A 22167-nucleotide genomic window follows, 5' to 3' on the forward strand; every position below is an offset into this window, starting at 1 on the left:
TGCAGGGCGGCGAGATCGATATCGCCATTTCCCCCCAGCAGGCGACCATCGGCAGCCTGCTCACCCACGTGCGCCGGGGCGATATCGTCAACGTTCACTCGCTGCGCCGGGGCGCCGCCGAGGCCATCGAAGCCATTGCCCACGGCGATAAGCAGTCCTCCAAGGTAGTGGGCCGTACCATCCGAGAGATCGACCTGCCCGAGGGCACCACCATCGGTGCGATTGTGCGTGGCAAGGAAGTCATCATCGCCCACGGCGATGTGATGGTTGAAAGCGGCGACCACGTGATTCTATTCGTGATCGACAAGCGACGTATTCGCGATGTGGAGCGCCTGTTCCAAGTCGGCTTAACGTTCTTTTGATAACCCTCGAACCACGGCCACTGGCTGCTAATAACAGGAGCATGCGACAACCATGAGTTTGCGGGTTATTTTGCGTATTTTAGGGCTGCTGCTGATGCTCTTCAGCCTTACCATGCTCCCCCCAACGCTGATTTCACTCTGGTTTCGTGACGGCGTGTGGAGTGCCTTTATTAGCGGCATTGCGATTTCGGTGGCGACGGGATTACTGCTTTACCTGCCCAATCGACGCTCGCAAAAAGAGCTGCGTATCCGCGACGGTTTTATTATCGCCGCGATGTTCTGGACGGTGCTGGCACTGTTCGGCTCGCTGCCGCTGATGCTATTCGGCGAAGGCTCGCTCGGCATCACCGATGCGGTATTTGAGTCGTTCTCCGGTTTAACCACTACCGGCGCCACGGTAATTACCGGCATCGATTTTTTACCCGAATCGATTCTCTACTATCGCCAGCAGCTCCAGTGGCTGGGCGGCATGGGTATCGTCGTTCTGGCCGTCGCCATTTTGCCCACCCTAGGCGTGGGCGGTATGGCGCTGTATCGCACCGAGATTCCTGGGCCGCTGAAAGACTCCAAGCTCACCCCTCGCATCACCGAAACCGCCAAGGCGCTGTGGTATATCTACGCCACGCTCACCCTGGCCTGCATGATCGCCTATATGTTAGCGGGCATGAGCTGGTTCGATGCCTTGAGTCATAGCTTCTCAACCGTCGCCCTCGGCGGCTTTTCCACTTACGATGCCAGCATCGGTTATTTCGATAGCGCTACCATCGAGATGATATGTGTGGGCTTTATGCTGATTTCGGCATTCAGCTTTAGCCTGCACTTTATCGCCTGGCGTGAAAAAAGCCTGATGCACTACTTTCACGACCCCGAAGCGCGCTTTTTAATGCTATTTCTGCTCGCCCTGTCCGTGGTCACCGTGCTCTCCCTGTGGCTCACCGATACCTACGACACGCTACGCGGCCTGCGCCACGGGGTCTTCCAGGTGGTTTCCGTTGCCACCACGGCTGGTTACAGTGTCGCTGATTTTTCCATGTGGCCGGGCGCCCTGCCCTTCCTGCTATTTGTGGCGGCCTTCGTCGGTGGCTGTTCCGGCTCTACCGGTGGCGGCATGAAGGTGATAAGGATCATTCTGATCCTCAAGCAGGGCATGCGTGAAATCATGCGATTGATCCACCCCAATGCGGTGATTGCGGTCAAAGTGGGCAAAGTCAGTGTCCCCGACAGCATTGCTCAAGCGGTATGGGGGTTCTTTTCAGTCTACGTGATGCTGTTCTTTTTAATGCTGGTGGGCGTCATGGCGACCGGGGTTGACCAGGTTACCGCTTGGTCGACGGTGGGCTCGGCCCTCAACAATCTCGGCCCTGCACTGGGTGAATCCCACACTCACTATGGCGACATGCCCAGCTTGGCGAAATGGATACTGGTCATGGCCATGCTGCTCGGTCGCCTGGAAATTTTTACGGTGCTCGTGCTGTTTACCCCCGCTTTCTGGCGGCGTTAAGCACTTCACGCCTACCCCTTATTGATCGATTTGAGAGCTGTTAATGAACCACGAAGATACATCTCACGAAGAAACGCCCAACGCAGAAGCAGGGTCGCTGGCTGAAACACCGACTTCGCTGCCAGCCACCAGCGGGCCGTTAAAAACAATCACTGTCGGTGAAACCCGCTACACGCTGCTGGGCACGGCCCATGTGTCGGCGGAAAGTGCCGACGACGTGCATGCGCTATTGGCAAGCGGCGCCTTTGATGCAGTGGCCATTGAGTTATGTGACGCCCGCCACCACAGCATGTCCAACCCGGATGCCATGGGCGAGCAGGATCTGTTTCAAGTCTTTAAACAAGGTAAAGCGGGCATGGTGGCCGCAAGCCTGGCGCTGGGCGCTTTTCAGCAACGGATTGCCGATCAATCCGGCATTCAGCCTGGGGCCGAAATGCGCGCCGCCGTTGAAGAAGCCAGCCGCCGCCAGCTACCGCTACTGCTGGTTGATCGCGATGTTGGTATAACGCTGAAACGCATTTACAGCAATGTGCCCTGGTGGCAGCGCTTCTCGCTGTTTTCAGGCCTGCTTGGCAGCGTGTTATCGCGCCAGGATGTCTCCAAAGAGGACATCGAGAAGCTCAAAGAGGGCGATATGCTGGAAGCCACCTTCAGCGAATTCGCAGCCGAATCGGAAGCGCTCTATACCCCACTGATTCGCGAACGCGACCGTTACATGGCGTTGCGGCTGGCCGAGGACGCGCCGCCGGGACGCTACCAGCACGTGTTAGTGGTGCTCGGCGCAGGCCACCTCAAAGGCACCGGCGAGCATCTTGAAGCCCCACTGCCCGCCGAGCCAAAAGTAGAGCGCGAATCACTGGAAGCCACCCCACCGCCATCCAAGCTTTGGAAAGCGCTGCCGTGGCTGATTACCGCGTTGGTGCTTACCGGCTTTGCGATTGGTTTTTCACGTAACACCGACCTTGGCTGGCAATTGGTGCTTGAGTGGTTCTTGATTAACGGCATTCTCTCTGGCGGTGCGACGATTATCGCCATGGCGCATCCGGTGACCGTGATTGCCACCTTCTTTGCCGCCCCGCTCACCTCGCTGAACCCCACTATCGGTGCTGGCTTTGTGGCCGCTGGGGTTGAACTCTATATGCGCAAACCCAAAGTGCGCGATTTTTCATCGCTTCGCCACGATGTCACGCAGTTGAAAGGCTGGTGGAAAAACCGCGTATCGCGCACCCTGCTGGTATTTATTCTCGCCACGCTAGGCTCCGCGGTGGGCACCTGGGTGGCCGGGTTCAGAATCGCCGGCGCTCTGTTTGGCGGTTAGGCGCCGCATCGCTGCAGTAGGCGGGTCGATTTTGTGATGCAGTCGGCTCGCCGCGTAGCTATCGTTAAACACCTCAAAGTAGTCATCCAGCACGTCCGCAGCAACCATATCCCCGCCTTGGCGCAGCAGCTCGATCGCCACCTCGGCAGTGCATAAGTGCGCTTTCGACGCTGGCTTGCGCAGCCGGTAGCGTGTCTCACGCTCGGTTCTCAATGGCAGCACAGGCAATGCATCCAGATAGGCGCTTTTACGAAACATTCGCCGCGCCTGACGCCAGGTGCCATCCAGAATGATAAACACCGGAATGCGCGCCTGCTCTTTCGCCGAGTGAACCGCTTCGATATCCACCACACGATCCGCGTAGTCGGGTTGATCATCGGGAAAAATCACAAAGGGCGCGTAACGAGGGTCTTTTAGCAATCCTGCTAACTGGGCATCCGGCGCCGTGCGGTACCAGGTAAACACCTGGGTCGTCGTAATCACGTCACCAATCAAACGCCCGGTATTGGTCGGCTTGTAATGCTCCAAAGGATGGGTCAATAACCACACCTGAGCATGGCTCACCGCCTCCACCTGATAGGGGCATAGGCAGTTCAGTACGGGTAACTGGCAGTTATCGCAGCGCGTAACAAAACTGCCCCGCGCCTTGAACTCGCGCCGCGGCGGACGCGGATGTTCGGCGGCTGAATCATCATTCACAGAGCTCTCGTCAACAGAGCTATCAACATCAGACATCCGCGCTCCAGAATGTGGAAAAGGGTGCAGAGTATAAATGAGCGCGTCGTCTTTTGACGAATGTTTCCACCACCACCGTAAACCTAAAAAACCTCCAACGTTGACACCCAAAGCGCAACGCCGCTAAAGTCTCGTCAACTATTAAAAGTAAAAAGGTTTACACCATGACTGTGCATCACGAACAGCTTCTTCATGAGCAGCGCCACGACTGGACGCTGGATGAGATCAACGCGCTTTTCGCGCTGCCGTTCAATGACCTGCTGTTTCAAGCCCAGCAGGTTCACCGCGCCCACTTCGACGTTAACGCGGTGCAGGTCTCTACCCTGCTGTCGATCAAGACCGGCGCCTGCCCGGAGGATTGCAAATACTGTCCGCAGTCCGGCCACTACAACACCCAGCTTGAAAAAGAGAAACTGCTGGAAATTGAGAAGGTCGTCGAACAAGCCAAGGCAGCGAAAGAGGCAGGCGCCAGCCGGTTTTGCATGGGCGCGGCGTGGCGAAGCCCGCGGGATAAAGATCTACTGCTGGTCGAAGAGATGGTTCGTCAAGTGAAAGCCGTGGGCCTTGAAACCTGCATGACGCTGGGGATGGTCGACGGCGAACAGGCCAGTCGACTGGCCACAGCGGGGCTCGATTACTACAACCACAACCTGGATACCTCGCCGGAGTACTACGGCGAAATCATCACCACCCGCACCTACAGCGACCGGCTGGAAACGCTCTCCAACGTGCGTGATGCAGGCATGAAAGTGTGCTCCGGCGGGATTCTCGGCATGGGCGAAGATGCCAAAGATCGTAGTGCCCTGCTGCAACAGCTGGCCAAGCTCTCTCCGCACCCTGAATCCGTGCCGATCAATATGCTGGTGAAAGTGCCCGGCACACCGCTGGAAAATGTTGAAGATTTAGACCCGATCGAGTTCATACGCGCCATTGCGGTCGCCCGCATCATGATGCCGCAAAGCCATGTGCGGCTCTCCGCTGGCCGCGAGCAGATGAACGAATCGACCCAGGCGCTGGCGTTTTTGGCAGGCGCCAACTCGATCTTCTACGGCGATAAACTGCTGACCACCGGCAACCCCCAAGTGGATCGCGACCGTGCGCTGTTTGCCAAGCTGGGCCTGCACCCTGAAAAGCGCGAGACCTGCCAAAGCGAAGCTACCCAAGCGGCACGCCTTGCCCAACAGGCACAGCAGCAGGTGCACGCCGAAAGGGTTTCCGAGCTAGCGGTAGACGCCAGTGTCTGAAGCATGGCAACAGCTTCTGGCCGACGCCCGCGCTCATCGTCAACAGACGGAGCGCTGGCGAACTCGTCAGGTAGCCAAAAGCAATACCCTCAACTTTGCAGGTAATGACTACCTAGGCCTCGCTCAAGACCCGCGCGTTAGCGAGGCCCAGGCAGCGGGCGCTCGCCGTTACGGTGCAGGTGCAGGCGCTTCGCATTTAGTCAGCGGTCATCTGGAGATTCACGACGCCCTGGAAGAAACGTTAGCGCGCTGGACAGGCCGCGAACGTGCGCTGCTGTTTTCTACCGGCTATATGGCCAATCTCGGTGTGCTGCAAGCGCTGGCTGATCGCCATACCGCTATTTTCCAGGATCGCCTCAACCACGCATCGCTAATTGATGGCGCCGCATTAAGCGGTGCCCGCTCGCGGCGCTTTCATCACCGCGATGCCATTGATCTGAAAAGCCTGCTGGCGCGCAGTGAGTGCGCGCACAAGCTCGTGGTCAGCGATGGTGTTTTCAGTATGGATGGCGATATCGCCGACATCGCCACGCTGGTCGAAGTCAGTCAGCAGCACAGCGCCTGGCTGATGATCGATGATGCCCACGGCGTAGGCGTGCTAGGCGACAATGCCAGCGGCTGCGTGGGCAGCACCTGGAATAGTACGGACGTGCCGATTCTTGTCGGCACGTTAGGAAAAGCATTAGGCACCGCCGGGGCGTTTGTTGCTGGCGATACCGAGTTAATCGATCACCTGATCCAGTTTTCACGCAGCTATGTCTATACCACCGCCCAGCCTCCGGCCATCGCCGCCGCGACTATAAAAGCGCTGGAGATCGTTCAGGGCGAACCGGCACTCCGCGCTCAGCTAAACGCCAATATCGCTTACTTTCGCCATGAGGCGCTGCACTTGGGGCTACCTCTCAGCGATTCGGCCACCCCCATTCAGCCGCTGATCCTGGGCGATGAAACACGCACCCTAGGCTGGGCGTTGCAGCTCCAGCACAAAGGTATACAGGTGGGGGCGATTAGACCTCCAACGGTGCCCAAGGGTGAATCCCGTCTGCGTGTAACTTTAAGCGCGCGCCATCAGCACGACGATATTGATCAACTGTTAGCCGCGCTCCACCACTGCCAGCACCAAGAGGCGTTATGCAGCCCCTGCGCTTAATTCTGCTCTCCGGCTGGGGAATCGACCAGCGTATTTGGCAGCCACTCGAGGCGCACTGGCCCACCGACCTAGCCGCCCAGGCGGTAGAGTGGCCCGGCTACGGCGATACGCCCTCGCTTGAGGCCAACGCGACGCTGGAAGAGCTGGCCGACACTATGGCCGAGCCGTTAGCCAGCGATGCCGTCTGGGTCAGTTGGTCATTGGGCGGGCTACTTGCTACGGCGCTACTAGCGTATCTCACCCCACCACGAGGCCTGATTCTGCTCGGTGCGGGGGAGGCGTTTTGTGTCAAAGACGATGTGAGCGCCAAAGGGGGTGTCACTAGCGCCGAACTGAGCGCCTTCCAACGCGCCTTTCAACGCGACCCCACCGCGACCTGGCAACACTTTTTGCGCTGGCAGACCCAAGGGGAGCCCGGCCCCCGGCAGGCTTACCGGCAACTGCGTGATTTATTGGGCGATACACCGCCTGCCGACAGCCCCACCTTGGCTACCGGCCTACACTGGCTGGCAACCATTGATAATCGCCCACGCCTAGCGGCACCCCCTTGCCCAGTGGTACGTCTCATCGGCGACCATGATCCACTTATCAGCCCCGCCCAGCGCCGCATCAGCGCCCCCCTAAGCGATGTTGGACACTGTCCGATGCTCTCGCAGCCCCAGGCTCTCGCTACGGCACTTACCCATCATGCCAGACAGATGGCTAACGTCAGCACGGCGGCTTTATGAACGATCTAACGCTGAAGACTGAAGCAAACTGGCAGGCACGGGTCGCCCACGCTTTCTCCCGAGCGGCTCCCCGCTACGATGCGTTAGCCACAGCACAACGCCACATAGGCGAGCTGCTATGGGGGTCGTTACCTCCCCGCGCTTTTAACGTGCTGGATATGGGGTGCGGTACCGGTTATTGGACACATCGGTTGGATGAACGTTACCCCACTGCTCGTATAACGGGGTTAGATTTAGCCCCCGGCATGCTGGAACAGGCCCGCCAACGTCACGGCGAAAGTATCCGTTGGCAATTAGGCGATGCCGCAGCGCTACCGTTTGGTAACCATGCCTTTGACTTGGTGTTTTCCAATTTGGCAGTCCAGTGGTGTCGCGATATTGGCGCGGTGATGGCGGAGCTTTACCGGGTGCTCACGCCCGGCGGGCAGGCGCATATTACGACGCTGCTGCCCGACACCCTGGAAGAGATCGCCTTTGCCTGGCAGCGCCCCGAAGCGCTGCTGCAAACGCCTGATCGCACCAGCGTCGAGAGGGGCATCGGCGAAAGCGGCTTAGCCATCGTCCGCCAGACGGCCACCGTTGAGCGCTTCTATTACCCTGACTTGAAGGCGGTAATGGCGTCTATCAAAGGTGTTGGTGCCCAGATTGCCCGGCCACAAGCCATCCTCTGCAGAAAGGATATCGCCGCCGCACAAGTGCGCTTTGAGCAACTGCGTGAGTGGAAGGGCTTACCGGTGAGCTACCACTGCTTAACGCTGCACTTGGAAAAATCGCTATGAACGTCTGGTTCGTGACGGGCACCGATACCGATGCGGGTAAAACATTGGTAACCAGCGGCTTGCTATATACCGCCCGCCAACAGCAGTTGAACACGCTGGGCTTGAAACCCATCGCCTCGGGCAGCCTAGCGACGCCAGAAGGCCTGCAAAATAGTGATGCCCTCGCCCTTCAGCATCAAAGCGTGCCGCCGATCGACTACGCCAAGGTGAATCCCATCGCCTTTGCCCCCGCCATTGCGCCTCATCTTGCCGCGTTAGAGGCGGGCCAGCCGCTTGAGGTTAGCGCCATCGTTAGCTTGCTGAGCGAAACGCTTATCCAAACACCCAGAGACGTCACCCTGATTGAAGGTGCCGGTGGCTGGCGCGTACCGTTAAACGAGCAGGAAGATTTTGCCGACCTGGCGATGGCGCTTGAGTTGCCGGTGATTCTGGTGGTTGGCCTAAAGCTGGGCTGCTTGAATCATGCCCGCTTAACGGCGGAAGCCATTCGCACCGACGGTTTGGTAGTAGCCGGCTGGGCAGGCAGCGTGGTAGACCCCGCTTTTGCGACTGACACAGCCCGCTTTGAGGCCAATATTGCCCATCTAAACGCCAAACTCGCGGCCCCCTGTTTAGGCATTATTCCCCATCTTGATGCCCCCGACGCCGCGAATGCCGCCCCCTATCTCTCCCTGGAGCCGTTATGAAAACGCCAGTTTGGCACCCTTATGCTCACCTAAAAAACCAGACGCCCGCGCCCAAGGTGGTTGGCGGTGACGGCGCTCACTTTGTGCTAGAGAGCGGCGAGCGTCTGCTGGATGCCACCTGCTCCTGGTGGTGCATGATTCATGGCTACGGCCACCCACGCTTGGTGGCAGCCATTCGCGAACAGGCAGGCGAGCTGTGCCATGTGATGCTTGGCGGCTTGACGCATGAGCCCGCCGACCGGCTGGCCCGTGAACTGGTACGTATCACACCCGCTGGCCTGAACCACGTTTTCTATTCGGACAGCGGCTCGGTGGGCATGGAAGTGGCGATGAAAATGGCCCTTCAATACCAGGTACTCACCGGCCACCCCGGCAAGCAAAAGATGCTCTCGTTGATGAAGGCCTACCACGGCGACACTACCGGCTGCATGGCAGTGTGCGACCCTGAAGAAGGCATGCACAGCCTGTTTGCTAGCCTGTTGCCAAAGCACCATTTTGCCCCGGCCCCAACAGCCCCATTTGATGCTACCGCTGAACAGGTCGAGCACGACCTTCACGCCCTGCGTGACGCACTTGAACGCCACCATGATGAGATCGCTGCCCTGCTGATGGAGCCGCTTTTACAAGCAGCAGGCGGGCTCAATATGACCTCGCCGGACTATGTCACTGGCGCCAGGGAACTGTGCGATGAGTTTGGTGTGCTGTTGATTTTTGACGAAGTCGCCACCGGCTTTGGCCGCACCGGCAAACTGTTTGCCGCCGACCACGCGGGCATCACGCCAGATATCATGGTGCTCTCCAAAGGTTTGACCGGCGGCTATTTGGGTCACGCTGCGACGCTCGCCACGGATCGTGTCCATGATGCCTTTATCGGCGACACTCCCCAGCACGCCTTTATGCACGGGCCTACCTTTATGGGTAACCCGCTGGCCTGCCGCGTGGCGCTAGAAAGCCTGCGCGTGTTCGAAGAGGAAGACTATCTTGGCAAGATTGCGACACTCAGCCAGCAGCTACAGCGTGAGTTACTTGAAGACCAGGCGCTGAACGCACACCCGCCCGTAGCTGACGTTCGCGTGCTCGGCGCCACCGCTGTGATCGAAGCGCACTCCGCCGAGGCACTAAAGGGGGTAGGCGTTTTCGCCCGGGAGCGCGGCGTTTGGCTGCGCCCCATTGGCCGCTGGCTGTATACCATGCCCGCCTACATTACTTCTGAAACGGAAATCTCCCAGATTACCGATGTAATGAAGGCGTGGTTCTTAAGGCCTCAATAAAGCCACAATGATTACTAAACACGAGACCGGGATCAGCCTGTAGCGCGGGTCTTTTGTCATGACCGGAAAATGTTCCCAACAATTCCGGCATTTCCGCCATCCATGGCGGTCAGATGACAAAAGTAGCGCCCATGGACGGGTTTACAGCGCCCCCGCAGAAGGCTGTGCCGATCCGGTCTCGAATTTTCAAGACAACAGTAAATTACCCTGCTGCTTCCAGCGGTTTACCAACGCCGGAACGCCTTCTCCAGCGGTGGTGTTAATTGCCAATACGCCTGGCGGGCTGAGCATATCCGCCTCCGGGTCGACCAGTGCGCAGGGCGTGTCGTAGTCAATGTACGAGAGCAGCGAAGCGGCGGGCATGACTGCCAGCGACGTGCCGACGACCAGCAAAAAGTCAGCCTGGCTAACAAGGTCACAGGCCTCCGCAAACAGCGGCACCGACTCGCCAAACCAGACCACGTCGGGTCGCAGTTGGCTGCCCTTATCGCACACGCTGCCCAGTTCTATGCCACCTTTCAGCAGCGGGTAGCGCATGCGCTCATCGATTGACGAACGTGCTTTTAAAATCTCGCCGTGTAGATGTAATACATGGCGAGAGCCTGCACGTTCATGAAGGTCATCAATATTCTGGGTAATAATGCTGACGTTAAACCCCTCTTGCTCCAGGGCAGCCAGCGCCTTGTGCGCCGCGTTGGGCTTGGCGCGACGGATCTGATCACGCCGTTGATTGTAAAAATCCAACACTTGCTGCGGGTCACGTTGCCACGCCTCGGGAGTGGCAACATCCTCGACAGGATGGTTTTCCCATAGGCCGTCGCTGGCACGGAAGGTCTTGATACCACTCTCAGCACTAATCCCCGAGCCGGTAAACACCACCAAATGCGGGCTTGCTGCCATGATGACCTCGTTGTTTATGTTTCACTGTTTCTTAAGTAGGACACTAATATACTAGCTGGCCGATACTGCCCGCAAAACGCTGCTTATTGCGGTAAGGATAAACGTCGATGACACGGCCATCGATGATGGCCTGCTGCAGTTCAAGCCAGTATTCCGGATCAAATAACTCGGGGTGCTGCGCCATGAACATATCGCGCAGCACCTTATTAGCGAACATAAAAGGCCCAAACTCCTCTGGAAAAATATCGTTAGGGCCGATGGATAACGTATCCCCCCCCTGGAAGTCATTGCCCTGGGATTTGGGTATATGCCGAAAACGGCACTCGGTGAGATAGCAGACCTCATCGTAGTCGTAGAAGATCACCCTTCCATGGCGCGTCACGCCAAAGTTTTTCAGCAGCATATCGCCAGGGAAGATATTCGCCGCGGCCATTTGCTTAATGGCATTGCCGTAATCCTTCAGTACCATCTCCTTCTCTTGGTCGCTGCACTGTTCCAGGTAGATGTTCAGCGGCGTCATCATGCGCTCGGTATAGCAGTGTTTGATAATCACCTTATCGTCTTTCAACACAACGGTTGAAGGAGCCACTTCCAGTAAGTGCTCCAGACACTCCGGTGCAAAATGATCCTGGCGGACAATAAAATTGGAGAACTCTTGAGTATCGGCCATGCGCCCTACCCGGTCATGGCGCTTTACTAGCCGATACTTTTCGCGCACTACGGCGTGGGTTACGTCTTTGGCCGGGTCGAATTTATCTTTAATGATCTTAAAGACGGTGCGAAAACTGGGCAGCACAAACACTGCCATCACCATGCCACGCACGCCTGGGGCAATAATAAACTGATCTTCGCGCTTGGCGACCTGACGATTCAGCGCCCGGAAAAGCTCGGTTTTACCATGTTTGAAGAAGCCGATTGAAGCATAGAGCTCACCTTCTGGCTTATGCGGCATCAACTGCTGAAGGTAATCGACAAACTCCCTGGGTACCGCCACCTCGACTTGAAAGTAAGCGCGGGTGAAGGAGAAAATAATCGACACCTCGTCGGTTTCGATCAGTACCGTATCCAGGTGTAGGCTGGGATCGCCCCCCTGCTGCTCTCCAAAACCCTCGCCGTGGAGTACAGGCAGCACCAGTGGCACCTGCTCACCGCCGCCGATAATCCGCCCCACCAAATAAGCCCCTTTATTGCGATAAAAGACGCTATTCAACAGCTCGATTTCAGTATCATCAGCGTCCAGCATCGCCGAGGGTAAGTGCTGCTGTAAGAAGGTGGCGCCGAGCTGGGTATCCTGGTCTATTTCCGCAAAGCGATTTTCGAAGGGAGCGTCGCTAAGCGCCCATTTGAGCGCGGCCTGCCAGTCGCCGTTAACCTGTTTGCGACGGCATAGGTCAATTCCCGAGCGGTGGGCGGCATCCTCACGGGAGCTATACACAAACATCCAGTCGTTGCGGATATGGCGATGATGGAAAATCGCGCAGAATAGCGAGTTAAAAAAAGTCTCGGCTAGTTCGTAATCCAGCCGGTGGCTGATCAGTTCGGCGTAGTGGTTGCGTGCCTCGCGCCAGCACTCGCAGCGGAACACCACCTCAGGATCGACAGTGCGCTTCAGGCGCCCAAGCGTAACGTCGATCTTTTCCTGATAGAGATTGATTCGCTCCGCCGATGCCTGCTGCGTTTCACGCCACGCCGCGTCACGAAAACGACGGCTGGCATCAGCAGTGATCTCTTTAAAACGTGCACGGTACTCATCGAAGCCATGCAGGATCGTCGTCGCTAGTCGGGATGCAGGTGAGTGCTTCACGGGCCAGGCTCCTGTTCATTTACTAGCGTTGCCTAACGGCAAACTACATGCGAGACGACCTTGGTGGATACCCAACGCCAAGTTACGGAGTACCAGCGCTGCTGCTCGCTGGGACTATCAAATGTCAATGCCATGACGATTCCTTATCATTAGCCAAAAAAAGCCTCTTTGCCGCAGGGCAAAGAGGCTTGTTCAGCCTAGGCGATTAGTTTTGTGAATTACAGCTTCGCTGTCGTGACCACAGGATCTGAATCACTATCATCCAGCTCTTCAGGTGACGCGACCACCAGCGCAAACTCCTCCTCGGCGGTTTTCGCTACGAGGTGATTCTTGCTGTAGAGGAAGAAGTAGGCTGCGCCAACAATGAACAGCACGATGGTGTAGTTAAAGGCGCGTGGGTCGAAGGCGTATACCCCGGTGAGCGCAACCAGGGAAAGCACCAGTGCAATCCCTGAGGTGATGATACCGCCAGGCGTTTTATACGGACGCGGCAGGTCGGGCTGTTTTACCCGCAGTAGAATATGGCTGAGCGCCATGAGCGCATAAGAGATCGTCGCACCGACCACGGCCATTCCCAGCATCAGGTCGCCTTCGCCGCTCAACGACACCAGAAAGCCAAACACGCCGGGCACGATCAGTGCCAGATAAGGCACTTTACGGCCACTGGTCAGCGACAATGGCTTGGGGAGGTACCCTGCCCTTGAGAGCGCAAACACCAACCGGCTGTAGCCATAAATAATCGAGAAGAAGGAAGCAATCAGCCCCGCCAGACCCAGCACGTTCACCACGGTTGCCAGGGTCGGATTGCCCGCTGCGTTCAACGCATCCACCAGTGGCACGCCGCTTTGACCGATCATCTCGGCGCCCGCCGCACCCGCCAGCAGCACCACGACCAACAGCGCCGTGAACAGCAGGAACAACATCGCGCCGATAATGCCTTTGGGCATGTCCCGGGCAGGATCCTTAGCCTCCTCGGCAGCAAGCGGCACGCCTTCTACCGCCAGGAACAGCCACATACCAAAGGGTAGTGCCGCCCAGACGCCGTACCAGCCAAAGGGCATGAAGGTGCTCGCACCCGCCGCATCGGTAGGGGCAATATCAAACAGGTTGGCGGCATCAAAATCACCGATCAGTGCAACGGCAGTGGCCAGGATGGCAAACACTGCCAAGCCACTGATGACCATCATGACTTTTAGCGCTTCCCCCACACCCGCCAGGTGAATGCCGATAAACAGCGCGTAGAAAATAAGGTAAACCAGCGGGCCGTTGATACCCAGCAACGACTCTACGGCGGCGCCGATGAAGATCACAATGGCCGCCGGTGCCAGGGCATACTCGATCAGTACGGCCAGCCCGGTCAGATAGCCGCCGGCAGGCCCCATTGCCTGGCGGGCAAAGCTGTAGCCGCCCCCAGCCGCTGGAATCGCCGCCGACATTTCGGCAAGTGACAGCACCAGCGCCAGATACATTAACGCCATCAGACACGCGGCTATCGCAAAGCCACCCCAGCCAGCTTCAGCAATACCAAAGTTCCACCCGGCGAAATCACCGGAAATTACGTAGGAAACCCCCAATCCCGCCAGCAGCATCCAGCCAGCGGTGCCTTTGCGCAGTTGGCGTTTTGCCAGATACGCTTGATCTATCGTTGGTTGTGTCATCGTTTTACCCTTTCAGTGTGGAACGAAATCGTCGTCAGCGGCGTGCTGTGGTTTACCAACGTTGTTCCGTTTTGTTGTGTGATCGCTGTTATAGGGTGTCGCTTGTTGGGTGACGTTAATCCGCCACCAGGAAGTTACGCGTCGAGCCTGATGCTGAGTCACCTTCCAGCACATCGTCTTCACTGCGGTCTTTCAACTTAACGCCCGACAATTTGAGCTGACGGGCCTCTTTTAACAGCAGAAAGAAGCGTCTGGCGGCCTCTTCCACTTGCAAACCTGCCGGACGCACATTGGAAATGCAGTTGCGTCGATCATCCTTGAGCCCCGGCTCCGGCGCCCAGGTCATATACAACCCCAGGCTATCCGGCGAACTCAGCCCTGGTCGTTCGCCGATCATGACGAGCACGGCGTCGGCATTGAGCAGTGCGCCAATTTCGTCACCAATCGCCACCCGCCCCTGCTCGACAAGCGTCAGTGGTGCTAGCTGCCAATCAGCAGCATCGCTGCTCAGCATCTGATAAAGCGTGCCAAGAAACGGGGCACTGTTTTGCTGTACAGCCAACGCAGAAAGCCCATCGACCACGACGATCGCAAGGTCATAGCGCTGCTGGGACGCGGCGGCTTTCTGCAGGTGCTCACGGGTCTCGTCGTTAAGGCGACGGCCATAGTCGGGCCGCTGCAGGTACGTGGCGCGATCCTGGGCATGGCTGTGCAGGCGCAGCGGTGCCTCAGACAAATCCAGGGCTTGGGTCAGCTCGGAGGATAGTGCTTCCACATCCAGCGGACAGTGAACCGCATCCTGTGCTTGGGCGTGAGCCAACTGAAACGCCAGCAGTTTGCTGGTCGGCAGGCTGACCCCAGCGCGCCCCAGGCCAATTCGCGCGTCGGTAAAGGCATTCAGCCATTCCCAGGGGTTCTCCACCACGGGATCATGTGCCATGGCGCGGCTCCTTGGGCAGGTGGCGCAAGCTGTTGGCAAAGGCAGCCGGAAGCTGGTCGTTGAGCCGGTGGGTGCTGACATCCTGGAAAATCTGCATCTCTTCGAGCCAGCGCTCAAATTCCGGCGCGGCCTTCAGCCCCAGCACCCGCCGTGCATAGAGCGCGTCGTGGAAAGAGGTGGTCTGGTAGTTGAGCATGATGTCGTCAGAGCCAGGGATACCCATGATGAAGTTGCAGCCCGCCACGCCGAGCAGCGTGAGCAGGTTATCCATATCATTCTGGTCGGCTTCGGCGTGATTGGTGTAGCAGACATCGCAGCCCATGGGCACGCCCAACAACTTGCCGCAGAAGTGGTCTTCAAGGCCTGCACGGGTAATCTCTTTGCCGTCGAACAGGTACTCCGGGCCGATAAAGCCCACCACGGTGTTCACTAGCAAGGGCTTGAACTTGCGTGCGACGGCGTAGGCGCGGGCTTCGCAGGATTGCTGGTCGAGCCCGTGATGGGCGTCGGCGGAAAGCGAGCTGCCCTGGCCGGTTTCGAAATACATCACGTTGCGACCTACCGTGCCACGATTGAGCGACTGCGCCGCCGCTTCGGCTTCAGCGAGAGTGCTCAAGTCAAAGCCAAAGCTGCGGTTGGTGGCCTCGGTGCCGCCGATCGACTGGAAGACCAGATCGACCGGGGCGCCCTGCTCGATCGCTTCCAGTGTGTTCGTTACGTGGGTAAGCACGCAGGACTGGGTAGGGATTTGATACTTCTGGATCACTTCATCCATCAGGCGCATCAGCTTGACGCTCTGGGCAACATTATCGGTGGCAGGATTGATGCCAATGACCGCGTCGCCGCTGCCGTAGAGCAGGCCATCCAGGATGCTCGCCGCAATCCCGGTCACGTCGTCGGTAGGGTGATTGGGCTGCAGCCGGGTGGAAAGCCGCCCCGGAAGGCCAATCGTGTTGCGAAAAGCGGTGGTAACCCGGCACTTCTTGGCCACCAGAATCAAATCCTGATTGCGCATCAGCTTGCTGACGGCAGCGGCCATTTCGGGGGTTATCCCCGCTTTCAACTCCGTTAATACGTCACTAGTCGCGTGATCAGAGAGTAGCCAGTTACGAAAATCGCCCACGGTAAGGTGGCGAATGGGGGCGAAGGCATCTGCATCGTGATCATCAATGATCAGCCGGGTGATCTCATCCTCTTCGTATGGAATCAGGGCTTCATTCAAAAAAGTGGTAAGCGGGAGCTCGGCGAGTACCATCTGGGCGACCACCCTCTCTTCGGCACTCTCCGCCATTACTCCGGCCAAACGGTCGCCTGAACGGGGAGGCGTGGCTTTAGCCATCAGCTCTGCCAGGTTTGCAAAGCGATAACTGCGACTCCCCACCGTCGTGTGATAGGTCTGCGCCATGGGGCTATCCTTTTTTATTACGATGGCTGTTGTTGATCGCGTTGACATCGCGCTGAAGTACAAAACTTGCTTGTTTCCACCATAGCGTTATCAATAGAGAGGGAGTATCAAGTTTTGGCAAACTCACTAACTTTCGCTTAACTCAAGTAAATACAAAAAGTTAAGGCGTTACATAAATTATGATTAGCCAACTTATCACTGCGAGGGGCGCTTCATGACCACGCTCGAAAGCTCATTTGCACCAAAAAGGTGCATCCAAGAGGCCTTTGATGCCGATGAGCACGCGCAGAACCTAACGCGATGGCAACAGGAGTACGATCAGCTCAGCCCAGGGAGTTTCTACGGGCGGCTAGATGAGGTGGCACTGGAAACCATGCAGGTCTTCAAGGAGCATACCGGGCAAGCGCTACGTCAGGACTGCCGGGTATGGCCTGAGTCGCTGTGGATCGGTATTCCCACTACCCATCAAGGCTCGCGCATCAATGGACAAGCGCTCGGTGCGGGCGAGGTGATGTGCCGCCCGGGTGGACGTGATTTTGAACTGGTGACACCGGAACGATTCGACATCTATGGGCTGGTGATCCAGTTGCCCGCCTTGACGGCGGCGGCCAAGCGGCAGGGGTTCAGTCTGGATACACACTGGCACGCCATGCCCCGTCGCCAAGCGGCCGGTGACACCCTTCGCGCCGTGTCGTTCCTCATTGAACGTCTACTCACCAGTCAAACGCTGGCTATCGCCAGCCATATCCATCAAGACATTCTGCTGATGGCGCTACTGGAGTTATTGCAGGTCGAGCAGTCCAGTGCTGAGCTGCCACCCAGCTATGCCCATCGCAAGGAAGTGGTTGATCGCGTCAAGCGCTACGTGGATGAGCATCTGGAAGGCCCCGTGACAATGGAGGAGCTTTGTCAGCTTACCCACGTCAGCCGCCGCACACTGCAGTACAGCTTCACCACCATCCTGGGCATCAGCCCTCTGCAGTTCTTACGCCTGACTCGGCTGAACCGCGTGCGCCGGGCGCTGAGGGCGGCATCTCCGCAGCAATCGGTCACGGAAATAGCCACCTACTGGGGATTTTGGCACTTGGGTCAGTTCGCCCACGACTACAAACAGCAGTTCGGAGAGAGCCCATCACAAACGCTCAGTACGAAAACGTTATGAGCGAGTCAGTGATAGCGGCAAATACAAACCAGCCTCTCAGCCGGCCTGATTAAATGCGAGAGTAGCTAAAAAAGATCGTCTGCTTAGTTGAAGGTTGGGAGATGCTTGGATTCACGGCCTGGCAGACCACAGTCAAACCAACTGTGATGCGCCTTGCTGTCTTCCCAAACGTGGTAGTGCAGTTGCGACATCATCACCGGGTCATCTAGAAAATCCAAACGCTCCAGCTTACTCATTGCCGCTGGCCCCATCCTGGCTCCGCGTGCAACCCGCTCGACCCGACGTTTGCGTATTGGCTCGGCATCGGTATGCCGTGATGTGCCTAAAGCAGTAGCCAACGCATTCGGCACAGGATCTACCACCATTTGGGCAAAAGATGGCGCCGCCATTCCTGTATTCATGCGGGAAAGCAACCTCACCATGCGCCGCAGCACACGGGGCGGCTGTGTTTCTTCGGGAATCCGGAAAAGCCGCTTTTGAAAGCAGAACCACCCTAACGAGACACGGCTCGACAGTGCCGATACCGGGATAGACAGCATCAAAGCAACGACGATGGGCGAGAGCCACCAAAGAAATGTAGGCTCCATAACGTAAACACCCGCAGCCCAAACCGCCCCTATTAGGGTTTGACTCCAATGTGCACGGAAAGCATCCCCCCACGTCGTGTCGCTATTTTCACGTGATGGTGAGCGCCATTGAACCGCCCAGCCCATCAATGACGTCAGTACAAAGCGGGTGTGAAACAGCATCCTTACCGGCGCTAATAGCATCGAGAATAGCGACTCGAGAATCATACTTTCCAATACCTTGAGAGGCCCGCCAAATTGACGACTCCCCTGTATCCACACCAGCAACACGCTGAGCAGCTTAGGCAAGAAAAGGAGTAACGCCGTAACACCGAACAACCCCACCGCTAAGGTTGGATTCCATTGTGGCCAAACAGGAAACAACATTCCCGGCTCAGGAAAGTAGTCGGGAGTGCTAAAGGTATGCACTGCTAAAAGTGCAGTAGAAAGAACTAAAAAAAGACACCATAGCGGCGCTGAAAGATAAGACATTAAACCGGTCAGGAAAACGGCACGGTGGACGGGGTGGATGCCTTGCGAGAAAAACAGCCGGAAGTTCATCAAGTTTCCATGGCACCAGCGCCTGTCGCGATTGAGCTCATCGAGCAGGTTAGGTGGCATTTCTTCAAAGCTGCCTTCCAGTTTATAGGCAATCCATACCCCCCAACCCGCGCGCCGCATCAGTGCCGCCTCGACAAAATCATGGGATAATATCTCCCCCGACATCGAGCCTTTACCGGGCAGTGGCGCCAGGATGCAGTGCTGCATAAACGGAGCGAGTCGAATGATCGCGTTATGGCCCCAGTAATGCGACTCACCCAATTGCCAAAAATGCAGCCCAGCGGTAAACAGCGGTCCGTACACCCGTGTCGCAAACTGCTGCATCCGAGCGTACAGGTTGAGGCGCCCCGAAGCGCGTGGCGCTGTTTGGATAATGCCGACCCTGGAGTGCACCTCCATCATTTGCACCAGTCGGGTAAGGCATTTGCCGCTCATGACACTATCGGCATCCAACACCACCATATAACGATAGAGCGCCCCCCAGCGGCGGCAAAAATCGTCGAGATTACCGCTCTTGCGTTTGACTCGACGCTGTCGACGGCGATAGAAAACCTGACCGAAAGCATCCAGATCACGACACAACACCAGCCAGGCATAGGTTTCTTGAATGGCAGTATCGGGATCGGACGTATCGCTCAGAATAAAGATGTCGAAATGCCGGTCATTGCCCGTACTGCGCAGGGATTCCAGGGTGGCGCGCACCCCAGCAAAGACTCTGGCAACATCCTCGTTACAGATTGGCACCAATAGCGCTGTGCGTGCCTCATCATCAATCGGCTCGTCGCCCACCTCGCTGTCAATGGCGTAGCGGTCATGGCTTCGTAATAGCTGGAAAAACCCCATCAAGGCAGTCCAAAACCCGGCGGACACCCAGGCGAATAGCAATACAAACAACGACAGGATAGTTATCTCAAGCCACTGCAGGCCCTGGCCGGGGAGGACAGTACGCATCTGATTGGCGGCGATGATACTTTGGCCGAAAATCAGCACCAGCAAAACCCAGCGTCGCCTGGTGGCGACCCACTTCCAGGACGCGGAGGGTGACTCTCTTCTGCGCCGACGAAAATCACCATTTGCCCAGCGCTTGAAGCGGCGACCAATATTCACGAAGGGATTGGTCGACCACTGCTGAGGTGCCAACGGCGTTCGTTTCATCGGTGGCGCAGTTTGCAGGCGGGTAATGCCGGAGGTGTCCGTAGACAGCACGTCTGGAGGCGCTAGCGGCGGCTCTGCATAGGCAAGCGCCAGACGTCGACCTACTGACAGCGCAGCCGGATCATTATTGCCATCACTCTGCCAATTACCATACCCATCACTATCCTCGTTCAACGCAGCGTGTAGCGACGCCATATCGTGTTTATCAATATCACCGACCAGTAACTTGTAGCGCTCCTTACGATTCTGGGTCTCCAACGCCAAGCGCTCTAAATAAATATCCGTTGGCGTTGCCTGCGATAAAGACATCATTTCAGCCATTAGCGGGCAGCCTGTAGTACCAGGTTTCGGACATTTGCTTGCCATCGAGCATTAGCCTGGCCCTGATATCCAAGGGCTGGCTGCCATTATTCCGCTTCACATTGACAAATACACGCCAACCGTTGGTCGCTGGGTTATGAACAACTCGGCTAGTCGCCAATTCTCCATTATCGCCCACGCTTGCCTCAACGGTCATATTTGCATCGCTGCCGATACCGGAAAGCGAGGGGCCGACAAAATCGAGAACGAAAGCGAGTGTCCCATCGGGCTCACGTACCAGGTTGTCGCGAACTACCTCTCCGCGTGAGCGACGTGTCTCTTCAACCCACGCAAGCTGAGGGTCAAGATGACGGCTTTCATTGGTTGTGAACGTAATGCGGTAATCGAATGCCAGCGGTGTTCCCGGCTCATGCGCTTCATCAGCCAACCACATCGATACGATGTTGTCGTTGGTCTCGTTGTCTGTTGGAATCTGAATCAGCTCGACACTCCCGGCCCCCCATTCGTTTTGTGGCTCAATCCAGGCACTTGGGCGCAGATCATAGCGTGAGGCAATATCCTGATAATCGCTAAAATTGTGACCACGTTGCATCAAGCCATAACCGCGTAACTGAGGCGTTGCCTGTCTATTCATCATCAATCTGGCTGGATTGGCCAGCGGGCGCCACAGCCAGCCATTCTGTGCATCATTGATCAAGAGGCCATTAGAGTCGTGGATTGCCGGGATATAGTGTTGTGTCGAAGAGGGCTGTTCTGGGCCATAAAGGTACATGCTGGTTAGCGGCGCTATCCCTAGTTTCTCGACAGCCCGGCGCAAGTATAGGCGCGACTGTACGTCTACCAGGGTGTCTTCTCCGGGACGTAGCACGAAGCGGTATGCACCGGTCACGCTAGGTGAGTCAAGCAGTGCGAAAAGAGTCAAGTACTGGCTTTCCGGGCCAGGTTCGACGATCCACATTTCCTTGAAGCGAGGGAACTCCTCGCCCGAAGGTAGCCCTGTATCAACGGCAAGTCCTCGCCCGGAAAGCCCATAAACCTGCCCTTCGCCAATAGCGCGAAAATAGCTAGCCCCAAGAAAGACCATCACCTCATCTTTGCGATCACCCTCATTGAGTGCATGGTTGATCCTGACACCGGCAATACCCATGCCATCGCTATTCTTCACTTCGTCGGAGATGCCTAAATCACCGTAGGTAAAGTCATCGGGATTATAGGCAAAGCCATGTACCCCCCCCTCTTGATCAATGCTGTTTAATTGGACTGCACTGTCATAATGCATCCCTTCGTGGATAAAGCTCAGTGTGAAAGGTGCGCCTTTACCGCTCCACACATCGCGGTCTCGCTTGAACTGTATCTGTGAATACTCTGTATAGCTGAGTTCGCGTAGCTCATCAGGCAGAGCTGTTTCCGGGGCTCGGTAGCCCTGCTGGGCTAGCTCCTCTGCCTTTCTAGCGACATCATCAAAGCCAAATGCAAAGGCCTCAAGAGGAATGCTTCCAACCAGCAGGCCACCAAGAACGGCGACTGAAAAAAAACCTTTGCAGCTTGAAAATTTAGTTAACCGGGTCGATTCACTCATTTAGCGTCATGCTCCTGTACAATCCTTTGACTAAATTCAAATTCGCTTATTTGCCGAATCGACATACGATAGAGTCCATTCGATCAGCTAAATGCGTCCTTTTGATTTTCTCACCATCGCTAAAGCGCGCACCTTGAGCATATATGAAGATGAGGTTACGTTTTAGGTATAGCATGAGTCTAGACTACTTGGCACCCTGACTAACCGGGCTTTTTGAAAGGACTGAGGAAAAAATTAGAACTTGCTCAACATGTTGAGCAATTGTGATTAGGCGCTATAGTAAGGAGGTCGTCTACAGGCTTAAGCCTTTTCTCTGAAAACTATTGTAAGCCGGAGTAGCCA

At 56.8% G+C, this 22167-nt stretch carries 18 protein-coding genes; 10 read left to right on the forward strand and 8 right to left on the reverse strand.

Features of this window, described 5'->3' with window-relative positions:
- From HZU72_RS08955 to HZU72_RS08965, 3 genes are all read left to right on the forward strand, one after another.
- Positions 1–362, forward strand: a 362-nt coding sequence (locus HZU72_RS08955) for a TrkA C-terminal domain-containing protein (RefSeq protein WP_328736834.1), incomplete at its 5' end; no start/stop codon positions are given.
- Positions 363–414: 52 nt separating this feature from the next.
- Positions 415–1863, forward strand: coding sequence for a TrkH family potassium uptake protein (locus HZU72_RS08960; protein WP_180091483.1), 1449 nt, complete (start codon positions 415–417; stop codon positions 1861–1863).
- Positions 1864–1906: 43 nt separating this feature from the next.
- The gene (locus tag HZU72_RS08965; protein WP_180091484.1) at positions 1907–3181 is read left to right on the forward strand and encodes a TraB/GumN family protein; all 1275 of its coding nucleotides are present in this window, start codon (positions 1907–1909) and stop codon (positions 3179–3181) included.
- Here the strand turns inward: HZU72_RS08965 and HZU72_RS08970 are convergent.
- The gene (locus HZU72_RS08970; protein WP_180091485.1) at positions 3116–3916 is read right to left on the reverse strand and encodes a tRNA-uridine aminocarboxypropyltransferase; all 801 of its coding nucleotides are present in this window, start codon (positions 3914–3916) and stop codon (positions 3116–3118) included. The two genes, HZU72_RS08965 and HZU72_RS08970, sit on opposite strands and share 66 nt — an antisense overlap.
- Before the next feature lie 164 nt (positions 3917–4080).
- Between HZU72_RS08970 and bioB the strand changes: the two genes are divergently transcribed.
- Genes bioB through bioA form a run of 6 tightly spaced genes read left to right on the forward strand, consistent with a single transcriptional unit; the run spans position 4081 to position 9774 of the window.
- Positions 4081–5160 carry a biotin synthase BioB gene (gene bioB, locus HZU72_RS08975; RefSeq protein WP_180091486.1) on the forward strand — a complete coding sequence of 360 codons (1080 nt, stop codon included), beginning with the start codon at positions 4081–4083 and terminating at the stop codon, positions 5158–5160.
- A complete protein-coding gene (gene bioF / locus HZU72_RS08980; protein WP_180091487.1) occupies positions 5153–6310 on the forward strand; it encodes an 8-amino-7-oxononanoate synthase in 1158 nt (385 codons plus the stop codon). The genes bioB and bioF overlap by 8 nt, the downstream gene beginning before the upstream one ends.
- Complete coding sequence (locus HZU72_RS08985; protein WP_180091488.1) at positions 6292–7038, forward strand: alpha/beta fold hydrolase; 747 nt, start codon at positions 6292–6294, stop codon at positions 7036–7038. The genes bioF and HZU72_RS08985 overlap by 19 nt, the downstream gene beginning before the upstream one ends.
- Entirely contained in the window at positions 7035–7817 is a 783-nt protein-coding gene (locus HZU72_RS08990) for a methyltransferase domain-containing protein (RefSeq protein ID WP_180091489.1), read from the forward strand. The genes HZU72_RS08985 and HZU72_RS08990 overlap by 4 nt, the downstream gene beginning before the upstream one ends.
- The gene (gene bioD, locus HZU72_RS08995) at positions 7814–8503 is read left to right on the forward strand and encodes a dethiobiotin synthase (RefSeq protein ID WP_180091490.1); all 690 of its coding nucleotides are present in this window, start codon (positions 7814–7816) and stop codon (positions 8501–8503) included. Before HZU72_RS08990 ends, bioD begins: the two co-directional genes overlap by 4 nt.
- Positions 8500–9774 (forward strand): adenosylmethionine--8-amino-7-oxononanoate transaminase, encoded by a 1275-nt coding sequence (bioA, locus tag HZU72_RS09000; RefSeq protein WP_180091491.1) that lies wholly within the window; start codon positions 8500–8502, stop codon positions 9772–9774. The genes bioD and bioA overlap by 4 nt, the downstream gene beginning before the upstream one ends.
- A 186-nt stretch (positions 9775–9960) precedes the next feature.
- Here bioA and HZU72_RS09005 read toward each other — a convergent pair whose 3' ends face one another.
- The 5 genes from HZU72_RS09005 to HZU72_RS09025 all read right to left on the reverse strand — a co-directional run bounded on the left by HZU72_RS09005 (position 9961) and on the right by HZU72_RS09025 (position 16481).
- Entirely contained in the window at positions 9961–10674 is a 714-nt protein-coding gene (locus tag HZU72_RS09005; RefSeq protein WP_180091492.1) for an SIR2 family NAD-dependent protein deacylase, read from the reverse strand.
- Between the two features lie 43 nt (positions 10675–10717).
- Positions 10718–12478: a bifunctional isocitrate dehydrogenase kinase/phosphatase gene (aceK, locus tag HZU72_RS09010; protein ID WP_180091493.1), complete on the reverse strand. Its 1761-nt coding sequence runs from the start codon at positions 12476–12478 to the stop codon at positions 10718–10720.
- Between the two features lie 218 nt (positions 12479–12696).
- Positions 12697–14136, reverse strand: a complete 1440-nt coding sequence (gene eat, locus HZU72_RS09015; protein ID WP_180091494.1) for an ethanolamine permease — start codon at positions 14134–14136, stop codon at positions 12697–12699.
- 115 nt (positions 14137–14251) lie between these two features.
- Positions 14252–15076: an ethanolamine ammonia-lyase subunit EutC gene (eutC, locus tag HZU72_RS09020; protein ID WP_180091495.1), complete on the reverse strand. Its 825-nt coding sequence runs from the start codon at positions 15074–15076 to the stop codon at positions 14252–14254.
- Entirely contained in the window at positions 15066–16481 is a 1416-nt protein-coding gene (locus HZU72_RS09025) for an ethanolamine ammonia-lyase subunit EutB (protein ID WP_180091496.1), read from the reverse strand. Before HZU72_RS09025 ends, eutC begins: the two co-directional genes overlap by 11 nt.
- A 214-nt stretch (positions 16482–16695) precedes the next feature.
- Between HZU72_RS09025 and HZU72_RS09030 the strand changes: the two genes are divergently transcribed.
- Positions 16696–17643, forward strand: a complete 948-nt coding sequence (locus tag HZU72_RS09030; RefSeq protein WP_180091497.1) for a helix-turn-helix domain-containing protein — start codon at positions 16696–16698, stop codon at positions 17641–17643.
- Positions 17644–17726: 83 nt separating this feature from the next.
- Here HZU72_RS09030 and mdoH read toward each other — a convergent pair whose 3' ends face one another.
- Together mdoH and HZU72_RS09040 are read right to left on the reverse strand one after the other, a co-directional pair.
- Complete coding sequence (gene mdoH, locus HZU72_RS09035; protein ID WP_180091498.1) at positions 17727–20246, reverse strand: glucans biosynthesis glucosyltransferase MdoH; 2520 nt, start codon at positions 20244–20246, stop codon at positions 17727–17729.
- Complete coding sequence (locus HZU72_RS09040) at positions 20239–21825, reverse strand: glucan biosynthesis protein G (RefSeq protein WP_235976050.1); 1587 nt, start codon at positions 21823–21825, stop codon at positions 20239–20241. Before HZU72_RS09040 ends, mdoH begins: the two co-directional genes overlap by 8 nt.
- Between the last annotated feature and the right edge of the window lie 342 nt (positions 21826–22167).

The sequence above is a fragment of the Vreelandella sedimenti genome (genome assembly GCF_013416325.1).
Taxonomy (GTDB): Bacteria; Pseudomonadota; Gammaproteobacteria; order Pseudomonadales; family Halomonadaceae; genus Vreelandella; species Vreelandella sedimenti.

Bases quoted from the DNA above. Each gene is read 5' to 3' on its own strand.
- bioA (WP_180091491.1), top strand. From the start codon at position 8,500: ATGAAAACGCCAGTTTGGCACCCTTATGCTCACCTAAAAAACCAGACG.
- HZU72_RS09030 (WP_180091497.1), top strand. From the start codon at position 16,696: ATGACCACGCTCGAAAGCTCATTTGCACCAAAAAGGTGCATCCAAGAG.
- bioB (WP_180091486.1), top strand. From the start codon at position 4,081: ATGACTGTGCATCACGAACAGCTTCTTCATGAGCAGCGCCACGACTGG.
- mdoH (WP_180091498.1), bottom strand. From the start codon at position 20,246: ATGGCTGAAATGATGTCTTTATCGCAGGCAACGCCAACGGATATTTAT.
- HZU72_RS08970 (WP_180091485.1), bottom strand. From the start codon at position 3,916: ATGTCTGATGTTGATAGCTCTGTTGACGAGAGCTCTGTGAATGATGAT.
- eutC (WP_180091495.1), bottom strand. From the start codon at position 15,076: ATGGCACATGATCCCGTGGTGGAGAACCCCTGGGAATGGCTGAATGCC.
- HZU72_RS08965 (WP_180091484.1), top strand. From the start codon at position 1,907: ATGAACCACGAAGATACATCTCACGAAGAAACGCCCAACGCAGAAGCA.
- HZU72_RS09040 (WP_235976050.1), bottom strand. From the start codon at position 21,825: ATGAGTGAATCGACCCGGTTAACTAAATTTTCAAGCTGCAAAGGTTTT.
- HZU72_RS08985 (WP_180091488.1), top strand. From the start codon at position 6,292: ATGCAGCCCCTGCGCTTAATTCTGCTCTCCGGCTGGGGAATCGACCAG.
- HZU72_RS09025 (WP_180091496.1), bottom strand. From the start codon at position 16,481: ATGGCGCAGACCTATCACACGACGGTGGGGAGTCGCAGTTATCGCTTT.
- HZU72_RS08960 (WP_180091483.1), top strand. From the start codon at position 415: ATGAGTTTGCGGGTTATTTTGCGTATTTTAGGGCTGCTGCTGATGCTC.
- eat (WP_180091494.1), bottom strand. From the start codon at position 14,136: ATGACACAACCAACGATAGATCAAGCGTATCTGGCAAAACGCCAACTG.
- HZU72_RS08990 (WP_180091489.1), top strand. From the start codon at position 7,035: ATGAACGATCTAACGCTGAAGACTGAAGCAAACTGGCAGGCACGGGTC.
- HZU72_RS09005 (WP_180091492.1), bottom strand. From the start codon at position 10,674: ATGGCAGCAAGCCCGCATTTGGTGGTGTTTACCGGCTCGGGGATTAGT.
- bioD (WP_180091490.1), top strand. From the start codon at position 7,814: ATGAACGTCTGGTTCGTGACGGGCACCGATACCGATGCGGGTAAAACA.